This window comes from Nitrosomonas sp. Nm166 (genome assembly GCF_900112825.1).
Lineage (GTDB): Bacteria > Pseudomonadota > Gammaproteobacteria > Burkholderiales > Nitrosomonadaceae > Nitrosomonas.
On sequence record NZ_FONE01000064.1, the window covers coordinates 1 to 10,109 of the forward strand.

The following is a 10,109-nucleotide window of genomic DNA, read 5'->3' on the forward strand; positions in this document are numbered from 1 at the left end:
GGTCAAGAACAAACCACTAACGCAACGACAATTACAACGCAATAGCCTGATTGCCAAAGTTCGCTACGTGGTAGAACGAACCTTCGGCAGCCAGACACGATGGTTCGGATCCAAGGCACTGCGTTATCGCGGTAACGCCAAAGCACATGCTTGGCATATTTTACCAGCCATAGCCTACAACCTGAAAAGATTGCCAAAATTGTATGTCGACAAGCAAATACAGGCACAATCATGGGAATAATCCGCCCGTCTAATCCGATAATGATCGGTTTGAAGCGATTATCCCTGGAATTTTTGCGAAAAGCTTACAAAAAGTACTTCATTGCTCACAAAAAAATCTGAACTGAATACGCTTCAGGTAAAGTTATGTTTTTGCAAAGGTCTCAAACTGTATTTGAAACTTTTTGGGTAAGCCGCCTGGAAAAAACCTTTCCCTGGATGGCGAGCATAGCCTTATTAGGATAATTCGGTATTTTGGCTACGACCACGAGCGAAGCCACAGGAATTACATCCGATCTATGGAACCCAACCTAGTTCGAAATTGTACAGCAAACCCGGATAGGGCACATATAGGCAGCACGAGCACTGCGGGCAATCGTTCTCTTAATCGTCATTCTGATGATTGCACACGTATCGTGTACGTTGGCACTATATATTATGTGCTTTTATAGCAGCGCTCACGCTGATTGCCGGTTCGCTCATCAGTCATTCCGGTGCAGAAGAAATATCATTTAAATCAATTGCTCCTTATGCATTGCATATTCTGCTGGCAGGAGCGTGGTTTGGCGCATTACCGGCTTTTTTGTTTATTGTATACAACCGTTACTGTGAATCCAATCAGACACATGGGTTAAACGTAACCTACCTGAAGCAATTTTCTATTATTGCTTTGCCTGTTATGTTATCACTCGCAATTACTGGCGTAATAGCAGCCGATCGCATGATCGATGACCATTATCACGCTTTAGTCGCTAGTTCCTACGGCTGGTTATTGAACGTCAAGCTGGGGGTATTAGTAGTCATCTTATGGATTGCTTGTGAAGCGTGCTATAAATGGTTGCCGTTATTCGCTAAAACTGATACAACAGCGCAAGCAAATAAAGGAGTCTTACAGTTAAAAAAATGGGTCGATATTGAGTTCATCCTTGTTCTCCTGCTGGTTTTGCTTGCAACCATATTAGCCAATACCCTTCCCGCCAAACACGCTATTGTTGAAAATTAGCCTTATCCATTTCGCTTCTCCATTAACGCGACATGGGAGGAATCCAATGTACCGGAGATGGTCTGGTCTGGGGTTGCGCTGTTTATAGTTGCGCTGGCTACGATCTGGTTTAGTATAAAAATTGGCTGGAACCAAAAGGAAAAAATTCTTGTTCCAAGTATATTAACGATTATGGCTTTAGCGCTAGCTTTACCGCCTCTAGCTATTGAGGCTTATCCTGAAACCTACAAAAACCATCCGTTCCATTTGATGCTATTTCAATTTCTAACGGCTCCCTGTTATTTGCCGAGCATTGCGCCGGTTGCCATGATCCGCAAGGCAAAGGTAATGGAGAGCAAGCAGATACACTATCAACAACACTATCAACAGCACCAACAGATTTACTGACGGAGCCTCATACTGCAAGACATACTGTTGGTAATTTTTTTCATTGGCTGTCACATGGAATTCCCGGAACCGGCATGCCGGGTTTTGCTGCGACTTTGTCCGAGGAAGAGCGCTGGGATCTCGTCAATTATCTTCATGCACTTTCACGTGGCTTTGATGCACGCTTGCTAGGCAGCATGATTGTTCCGGAGAATCCAGCTGTCGCTTCACCAGTTTTTGCCTACTCTGCACAAGATGGGTCCGGTGGCAATTTAAAAGATTTCCGTTTACAAAAGAATGTACTGCTGGTTTTATTTTCCTGGCCGCAATCTCAGCAGCGCTTAAATCAATTAAAAGCTGCCTATGACGAAATCCGTGCTCTCAATACTGAAATTCTGGCAGTTCCCATACGCTCACTCGATGAGCAGGAATTGCTAAAAATCACCGATACTGCTCCCTTTCCTGTAGTGACCGAAGGCTGGTCGGAAATCAAAAATAGCTACTGGCTATATCGCAGGGTAAGAACCGTTCCTGATTTAATGGGTAAGGGGATGTTTCTAGGGCACATGGAATTTATAACTGATCGTTTCGGATACTTGCGTGCCCGATGGGTAGCTCAATTCGAAGGATATGGTTGGTAAAATATAGGTGCTTTGACACTACAATTGATACAACTCAATCAGGAGGGCGAAATCATGCCACCGCCTGGCGACCATGCCCACTGAATTTCAGCTATTAGGTAAATGAGAAAGCGTAGATGGTGAATGCTGGGTTCGCAGCCACATTATTTCTAAAAAATTTCTCGTATTTTACTGGGCATTTCTGCCCAGTAAAACGGATACCGTTTAAAAGAAGGGCTGTACATTATCCCAGCATCCAAACCATTCGTTAGATCATGAGATAGAATCAGCCCGTTTTAGAACGGATTTAAATCGTCGTCATCATCTTCTTTGGGAAGTAACTGTCCTCGAGCCACGCCATTAGGGAAATCCGTGCTATGCACATTAGCATAAATTTTTCCTGCTCGTATTGCGAAAGCCAGAGAAGCAATGTTATTAACCGGCACATCGCATGCTTCAGTATCTGATGGTACTATAATCTTACTATTATCCAAGATGCCTTCTGTGGAGCCTTCACCCACATCCACTGGCGGATCCGCAGGGCCAAAGAGAGAAACCACAACTGGCCCATTCACACCTGCGGATGCACAGTGAAGATGCGCTTGTGTGAGCCCTGTGCCATTACTCACACTGAGGCGAAATTGCGCTTGCGATAACCCCTTATCAAATTCAACTTCTATTACACCACTCGTATCAGTAACGACTCCGCCTGCCGGACTAGTAACCTCTTGGGCACCGGTCAAAAATCCTTCGAATTTTAATTCATCTGCAGCATATACAACGTTTGAGCCAATAAAAAAAAGAAAAGTTGCTAATAAAAAAAGCTTAATATTACAGAGTTTCTTCATGTTCTATTCTCCTAATTAAAACCACTTTGCCTGGTATTCTTACAAAAATAGCACGAACTAAACGAACTTCAGACAAGCAACCTACCTTAATTCAACCTCTTACTTTATCTACAACGTAGTCACCAAATTTAGTGACCACAATAATGATGGCAAATTAACAGAACTTCTTCTGTGCGCGCTTTAACGAAATTAATGTAAAAATCTCATGTTCAGAACAGGATGCTCTTTTTTAGGGCGTGCTGCTGACTCAATCAGCGTGGCATCAATTACCGCTCCTGTTGCACCCCTGATCATCAATCCGTGTAATTGAAGCTGTTCATTGATAGAGACCAGAAAAACATCCAGCCTATCGTTGGCTATCAGGCGATTACGGAACCGACACAGGGTGGTTTCGTCCGGTATCTCATCCGATAAGGACAAACCACAAAATTTTAAAAAATCAAGCCGCACACATAGCGCTTGCTCCAACGCGGCATCCGACAAACTATGCCATTGACCCAGCAGTGTCGCTTTGAACATCATCAGCGCATCAAATGGTTCCTGTCCTCCACCATGCGATAACTCGCGCTTGTATAAACCCGTAAGATTCGGACGTAACTCCTCTCCCAGTCAATCAGGGCATCAATCTTCATTAACACACTGTCTCGCTTCAATCACTGTGCCAATTCCAGTGTTCCAAAACTCATCTGCATTTTTTGCTCCAACTGGCTTTTACTTGTCACTATTTTAATTGGTTATTACGCTGACGGGAGAGGTTGTACAGGAGTCTTAGGTATGTATATCACCAGCTCATCATAGGGACTATATACTCGACTGAATTATGCGCGCAATCGAGAGGCAGAAATAACCAGCCCAAAGCGATCTGAAATCCATCTGTACTTCAATATCCAAAATAGAAAATCTAATAGCGAATTATTCTATTTATCAATAACATTCCATAAACAACTGCAGTCAGTAATATTAGCAAAGCGGATGTTAATAATAATTATTAATAATCATACAAATAAGCAATCTTATTTAGATCTGGTGCAATCTTGAAAATGATCAGAAAATCTAGCTAAATCGCTTGTATAAACTGCTGTTACTCGGTATAGTTCGCACTCTGCCATTTAGGTCCAAGCAGGAGAGTGCGCTATTTAATCTATTAAGCGCCGCCGAAGGCGTAACCCCCCCGGAATCGCTCAGGCAAGGCCAAGCCAAACTTGCTCCCTGAAAACCGCTTGTGACAGGCAATCTGGAGAGTGCCGAGAAATTTTTTGGCCACCGAAGGGGCACACAGATTCAATTCTGTAAATCTCTCAGGTAAAAAGGACAGAGGGGCGTGAAGTCATTTGCAATAAAATGGCTTTTTTTATTTTCGGGAGAAGAATCCGTGCTGAAAATGACACCCCTTAATCAAACCCACCGGGACATGAATGCCAAAATGGTGGATTTTGGTGGCTGGGATATGCCGCTACATTACGGCTCACAGTTAGACGAACACCATAAAGTACGCCTGGATGCGGGCATGTTCGATGTCTCTCACATGCTTCCGGTCGATATCAAAGGCGACAATGTGCGTGGTTTTTTACGCAGCCTGGTCGCCAATAACGTCGATAAACTGACGCTTCCCGGTAAAGCGCTATATTCTTGCATGTTGACCCCGCAAGGCGGCATCATCGATGATCTGATTATCTATTTTCTGTCTGAAACCTGGTTCCGTATCGTAGTAAATGCCGGTACCGCCGATAAAGATGTTGCCTGGATGCTCAAGCAACGCGATGAACTGGCACCCAACTTGGAAATTACACCGCGGCGTGATCTGGCCATGATCGCCGTCCAAGGTCCTAACGCACGCACCAAAGTCTGGCAAGTCATTCCTGGCTCGCAAGCTGCGACGGAAGAATTAAAACAATTCCAGTCAGCGGTTGTCGATCAATATTTTATTGCACGCACCGGCTATACCGGTGAGGATGGCTTTGAAATTATCCTGCCTGCTGCCGATGCACCAACGTTCTGGAAAGCATTGCATGCTGCCGGTGTTGCGCCTGCCGGATTAGGTGCACGCGATACACTGCGTCTGGAAGCTGGAATGAATTTGTATGGTCAGGATATGGATGAAACCAGGAACCCGATGGAATCGGGTTTAGCCTGGACGGTTGATTTAAAAAGCGAACGGGATTTTATCGGCAAGCAGGCACTGCTAGACACCCCTACTGCGCAACAACTGGTAGGATTGGTATTGATCGATCGCGGTGTGCTGCGCAGCCACCAGCAAGTAGTCGGTCAACGTGATGGCGTTGAATATCAGGGCGAAATCACCAGCGGCGGCTTCTCGCCAACCATGAATCAGTCGATCGCCCTGGCACGTCTACCGGTGCAAATAGCCGTCGGGGACGAAGTCAGTGTAGTTGTACGCGATAAGAAGCTGCGCGCCAAAGTGGTAAAATATCCATTCGTGCGTAACGGCAAGGTATTGGTTTAATAGAAAATTGTAACGAAATATTATTTTAATCTGGAGTGAAAAAATGAGTATTCCAACAAATTTAAAATATAGTAAATCCCATGAGTGGGTGAAACCTGAAGCCGATGGTACGGTAACTGTTGGGATTACCCATCACGCGCAGGAATTGCTCGGCGATATGGTATTTATTGAATTGCCGGAAGTTGGGCGCGAGCTGAAGCAAAAAGAAGAATGTGCTGTCGCCGAGTCCGTCAAAGCAGCCGCTGATGTTTATTCACCCATTTCCGGCGAAGTAACCGCGGTTAATTCTCCACTGGTAGATGAGCCGGGCAAAATCAACGAAGATGCATACTCCGCCTGGTTATTTAAATTAAAACCCAGCAATGCTGCCGAGCTGGATGGATTACTGGATGCTGCGACATATACTGAATTAGTTGAAAATGAAGGTCACTGAAATCATCCCACATTGAAATTAGATTTTCTCACTTACTACCTTATACCTTAAGTTTTTTAATAAATCATGCCGTTTATTCCACATACCGAAGAAGATGTTGCCGAAATGCTTGCCAGCATTGGTGCAAAGACAATTGAAGAGCTTTTTGATGAAATTCCAAAAGAATTAGTCAGTGACCAGCTAACAGGCGTTCCACCCGGACTCAGCGAAATGGAAATAGCCCGGCTGATGATGGAACGCGCGACAAAAGACGGGTTTTACCAAAACTTTATCGGCGCAGGCGCCTATGAGCATCACATTCCCGCCGCTGTGTGGCAAATCACCACGCGTGGCGAGTTTTATTCTTCCTACACACCGTATCAAGCTGAAGCCAGCCAAGGAACTTTGCAGCTACTGTACGAATACCAGTCGATGATGGCTTCACTGACCGGCATGGATGTATCCAACGCCAGTATGTATGACGGCGCAACCGCACTGGCGGAAGCTGCTTTGATGGCAGTGCGCTCGCATAAAACGTCACCACGCATTCTGATTCCGCAAACCGTACATCCGGTTTACCGGCAAGTCGTGCGCGCAATTGTCAGCAATCAAAACATTGAAGTAGTCGAACTGCCATTCTGCACCGAATGTGGACAAATTCTGCCGGAATCCCTGGAAAATTCAGTGCATGAAGAATTTGCCGCGCTGGTGATTCCGCAGCCTAACTTCTTTGGCGTGCTGGAACAAGTGGATGCGCTCACCGACTGGGCGCACAGTAGAAATGCTTTTGCCATTGGTATGGTGAATCCAACCGCGCTGGCATTGCTGACACCGCCAGGTGAATGGGGCAACAAAGGCGCCGATATCGCTGTGGGTGAAGGTCAGCCGCTAGGTATTCCGCTTTCCAGCGGCGGCCCCTACTTTGGTTTTATGGCTTGTAAAAATGAGCTGGTACGCCAGATGCCGGGACGTATTATCGGCCGCACTACCGATCTGGATAATAAAGAAGGTTTTGTGTTAACCCTGCAGGCACGTGAACAACATATCCGCCGCTCCAAAGCGACTTCCAACATTTGTACCAATCAAGGATTGATGGTCACTGCTGCCACGATTTACATGTCGTTAGTTGGACCGGAAGGCTTACGCCGGGTTGCGGCACAATCGCATGCCAATACGCTGGAGCTGGTTGATCAATTGGAGAAAATAAAAGGGGTAAAAAGAGTATTCAGTGGACCGATATTCCACGAAGCTACGCTAACCCTGCCCGCGCCCGTTGCTGAGGTATTATCCAAGCTAAAGCAGAAAGGCATACTTGCGGGATTGAATTTGCAGGAACACTATCCTGAAATGGGTAACGCACTATTGGTCTGCGCTACAGAAACCAAGACCGCGGATGATTTGCATAATTATGCGGAAGCTTTGAAACAAGTGCTCAGTTAATCCATTCGAACCCATATTTAGAAATTAACGCTTACACCCATACATCATGCTGATATTTGAACATTCACGCCCAGGACGCCGCAACTATTCTCAGTCTCCAACGACACCGGTAACTAAATCCGCGATTCCGCAAAGCCTGCTGCGCAAATCGAAAGTGCTACTGCCAGAAGTTTCCGAAATGGATACGGTACGTCACTATACCCGTCTGTCACAAAAGAATTTCTCCATTGATACCGAGTTCTATCCGCTGGGCTCATGCACGATGAAATACAACCCGCGCGCGTGTAACTCACTGGCTATGCTGCCCCAGTTTCTATCGCGGCATCCGCTTGCACCGGAAGATACAGGACAGGGTTTTCTCGCTTGTATGTATGAATTACAGGAAATTCTGAAAGCAGTGACCGGTATGGCCGGTGTCAGCCTGACGCCCATGGCCGGTGCACAAGGTGAATTGATCGGTGTGATGATGATTCGTGCTTATCATGAATCACGCGGTGATTTTTTCCGTACTGAAATCATTGTGCCGGATGCGGCGCATGGCACTAATCCTGCCACTGCGGTGATGTGCGGTTTTAAAGTCGTGGAAATTGCCACCGACAAAGATGGCAATGTCGATCTAGATGCATTGAAAGCTGCAGTTGGTCCACAAACTGCAGGGTTGATGCTGACCAATCCTTCCACACTGGGCGTATTTGAGGAAAATGTCGTGGAAATGAGTCGTGTCGTGCATCAAGCTGGCGGGTTATTGTATTACGACGGCGCCAATCTGAATGCTGTGCTAGGTAAAGTGAAACCAGGAGATATGGGCTTTGACGTAATTCACATCAATCTGCACAAAACCTTCTCCACACCGCATGGCGGTGGTGGTCCAGGTTCTGCACCAGTGGGCGTGGCTGAGCGTTTACTGCCTTTTATGCCGGTTCCGATCGTTGCCAAGGAAGGTGATACCTATCGTTGGGTTAGCGAAAAAGAAAAACCCCAATCGATTGGCCGCTTATCCGCACACATGGGTAACGCCGGTGTATTGCTGCGCGCTTATATCTATGTCCGCTTACTGGGAATGCACGGCATGCATCGTATTTCTCAGTTTGCCACATTGAATGCCAACTATCTGATGGCCGAATTGCGCAAAGCAGGCTTTGAAATCGCCTACCCTAACCGCCGCGCTAGCCATGAATTTATCGTCACACTGAAAGATATTAAAGACAAAACCGGTGTTACTGCGATGAATCTGGCCAAACGTCTACTTGATAAAGGGTATCACGCACCTACAACGTACTTCCCGCTGCTGGTTCCCGAATGCTTGTTGATCGAACCGGCTGAAACAGAATCCAAAGAAACGCTGGATGCGTTTGTCAAAGCGATGAAAGAAATCCTACTGGAAATTGAACAGCAACCGGAGATGATAAAAGGTGCACCGCACACCATGCCCGTGCGCAAGCTGGATGATGTCAAAGCAGCGCGTGAACTGGATCTGGCCTGGAGGCCCGGCGCCTAAATAGTAGAGAATCATCATATTTTATTAGCATTACGGCGGGAAATTTGCAGATTTACCGGATCATCCGAATTTCTGAACCTGCCGTAGCTGTCCGTTTTTTCTAGTCATCACGATCAAAAACCATGCGCACTCTGATCTGCGGTTCTATCGCTTACGATAACATTATGGTCTTCCCGGACCATTTTAAGAATCACATTCTGCCGGAAAAAATTCACATATTGAATGTCGCCTTTCTGGTTCCTGAAATGCGCCGTGAATTTGGCGGGTGCGCAGGCAATATCGCCTACAATTTAAAGATGTTGGGCGGTGAGCCTGTGATGATGGCCACCGTCGGCGATGACTATGCGCCTTATGCTGCACGGTTTGAACAATTAAACTTGACCCAAAGCCATGTACGGCATGTTCCTGACACATTCACTGCACAAGCCTTCATCACTACCGATCTGGCTGATAACCAGATCACCGCGTTTCACCCAGGTGCGATGAACGCATCGCACCTCAATTCCGTAAAAGATGCCGACGATATCCGGCTAGGCATTATCGCACCGGATGGACGTGATGGCATGATACAGCATGCCCGGGAATTTCACGAAGCTGGTATCCCGTTTGTTTTTGATCCAGGTCAGGGTTTACCCATGTATGACGGTGAGGAATTGCTGGATTTTGTTGATAAAGCAGATTACATCGCCGTTAACGATTATGAAGGCCAATTATTGCAAGACCGAACAGGATGCAACCTTGAGTCTCTGACGAATAAAGCCAAGGTGCTGATTATCACCTTGGGTGCGCAAGGCTCCATCATTTACGCCGATGGCAAGCAATTCGAAATTCCCTGCGTCAAACCCAAAGCAATCGCCGACCCCACCGGTTGCGGCGACGCCTACCGCGCTGGCTTGTTGTATGGCATCGTCAATGATCTGGACTGGCAAACTACGGGACAACTCAGTTCACTACTGGGTGCCCTAAAAATCGCCCAGCGCGGCGGACAGAATCACCAGTTCTCTCGCGACGAGATTGGCCAATATTACTTTGAGAATTTTGGTACCCGGATTTTCTGAAGTAGATCTCGCATCTTCCAGAATGTAATTTATTTGCACCACCAAGAATGGGTGTAGCAGACCAAATTTTACAAACTTAAAAAAGCAGAGAACTTTGCACGGTCAGAGCCAGTTTCAGATGCGATTAATGATATAATAGTGTTTTTAATCATACAATTGAGTTAATTGATATGAGCTTTTC

The 10,109-nt window shown here is 46.3% G+C and carries 11 protein-coding genes and 1 riboswitch; of the genes, 9 read left to right on the top strand and 2 right to left on the bottom strand.

Annotated features, from left to right (window positions below; genetic code table 11):
• The 4 genes from BM021_RS13765 to BM021_RS16305 form a co-directional block, all read left to right on the top strand.
• A partial coding sequence (locus BM021_RS13765) for a transposase (RefSeq protein ID WP_143074347.1) occupies positions 1 to 241 on the top strand: 241 nt, incomplete at its 5' end.
• A gap of 381 nt (positions 242 to 622) precedes the next feature.
• A complete protein-coding gene (locus BM021_RS16295) occupies positions 623 to 1,222 on the top strand; it encodes a copper resistance D family protein (protein WP_256207933.1) in 600 nt (199 codons plus the stop codon).
• A gap of 57 nt (positions 1,223 to 1,279) precedes the next feature.
• Positions 1,280 to 1,609 carry a hypothetical protein gene (locus BM021_RS16300; protein WP_256207934.1) on the top strand — a complete coding sequence of 110 codons (330 nt, stop codon included), beginning with the start codon at positions 1,280 to 1,282 and terminating at the stop codon, positions 1,607 to 1,609.
• Positions 1,498 to 2,229, top strand: a complete 732-nt coding sequence (locus BM021_RS16305) for a c-type cytochrome (RefSeq protein ID WP_256207936.1) — start codon at positions 1,498 to 1,500, stop codon at positions 2,227 to 2,229. The genes BM021_RS16300 and BM021_RS16305 overlap by 112 nt, the downstream gene beginning before the upstream one ends.
• 275 nt (positions 2,230 to 2,504) lie before the next feature.
• Here the strand turns inward: BM021_RS16305 and BM021_RS13775 are convergent, their stop codons facing one another.
• Together BM021_RS13775 and BM021_RS16310 are read right to left on the bottom strand one after the other, a co-directional pair.
• Positions 2,505 to 3,056, bottom strand: coding sequence for a CHRD domain-containing protein (locus BM021_RS13775; protein ID WP_090721587.1), 552 nt, complete (start codon positions 3,054 to 3,056; stop codon positions 2,505 to 2,507).
• Positions 3,057 to 3,245: 189 nt separating this feature from the next.
• Complete coding sequence (locus tag BM021_RS16310) at positions 3,246 to 3,578, bottom strand: transposase (protein WP_256207935.1); 333 nt, start codon at positions 3,576 to 3,578, stop codon at positions 3,246 to 3,248.
• Between the two features lie 702 nt (positions 3,579 to 4,280).
• Positions 4,281 to 4,381: riboswitch (glycine riboswitch) on the top strand.
• Between the two features lie 47 nt (positions 4,382 to 4,428).
• Here BM021_RS16310 and gcvT point away from each other — a divergent pair.
• The 5 genes from gcvT to BM021_RS13805 all read left to right on the top strand — a co-directional run bounded on the left by gcvT (position 4,429) and on the right by BM021_RS13805 (position 9,928).
• Positions 4,429 to 5,520: a glycine cleavage system aminomethyltransferase GcvT gene (gcvT, locus tag BM021_RS13785; RefSeq protein ID WP_218147874.1), complete on the top strand. Its 1,092-nt coding sequence runs from the start codon at positions 4,429 to 4,431 to the stop codon at positions 5,518 to 5,520.
• A 43-nt stretch (positions 5,521 to 5,563) separates the two neighbouring features.
• Positions 5,564 to 5,953 (top strand): glycine cleavage system protein GcvH, encoded by a 390-nt coding sequence (gene gcvH, locus BM021_RS13790; RefSeq protein WP_090721588.1) that lies wholly within the window; start codon positions 5,564 to 5,566, stop codon positions 5,951 to 5,953.
• A 66-nt stretch (positions 5,954 to 6,019) separates the two neighbouring features.
• Positions 6,020 to 7,372 carry an aminomethyl-transferring glycine dehydrogenase subunit GcvPA gene (gene gcvPA / locus BM021_RS13795; RefSeq protein WP_090721589.1) on the top strand — a complete coding sequence of 451 codons (1,353 nt, stop codon included), beginning with the start codon at positions 6,020 to 6,022 and terminating at the stop codon, positions 7,370 to 7,372.
• Positions 7,373 to 7,418: 46 nt separating this feature from the next.
• Complete coding sequence (gene gcvPB, locus BM021_RS13800; RefSeq protein WP_090721590.1) at positions 7,419 to 8,870, top strand: aminomethyl-transferring glycine dehydrogenase subunit GcvPB; 1,452 nt, start codon at positions 7,419 to 7,421, stop codon at positions 8,868 to 8,870.
• Positions 8,871 to 8,992: 122 nt separating this feature from the next.
• Positions 8,993 to 9,928 (top strand): carbohydrate kinase family protein, encoded by a 936-nt coding sequence (locus BM021_RS13805; protein ID WP_090721591.1) that lies wholly within the window; start codon positions 8,993 to 8,995, stop codon positions 9,926 to 9,928.
• The last annotated feature ends 181 nt before the right edge of the window (positions 9,929 to 10,109 follow it).

Coding starts and splice junctions, on each gene's coding strand:
- BM021_RS16300 (WP_256207934.1), top strand. CDS start 1,280: ATGGTCTGGTCTGGGGTTGCGCTGTTTATAGTTGCGCTGGCTACGATC.
- BM021_RS13775 (WP_090721587.1), bottom strand. CDS start 3,056: ATGAAGAAACTCTGTAATATTAAGCTTTTTTTATTAGCAACTTTTCTT.
- BM021_RS16310 (WP_256207935.1), bottom strand. CDS start 3,578: ATGATGTTCAAAGCGACACTGCTGGGTCAATGGCATAGTTTGTCGGAT.
- gcvH (WP_090721588.1), top strand. CDS start 5,564: ATGAGTATTCCAACAAATTTAAAATATAGTAAATCCCATGAGTGGGTG.
- gcvPA (WP_090721589.1), top strand. CDS start 6,020: ATGCCGTTTATTCCACATACCGAAGAAGATGTTGCCGAAATGCTTGCC.
- gcvPB (WP_090721590.1), top strand. CDS start 7,419: ATGCTGATATTTGAACATTCACGCCCAGGACGCCGCAACTATTCTCAG.
- BM021_RS13805 (WP_090721591.1), top strand. CDS start 8,993: ATGCGCACTCTGATCTGCGGTTCTATCGCTTACGATAACATTATGGTC.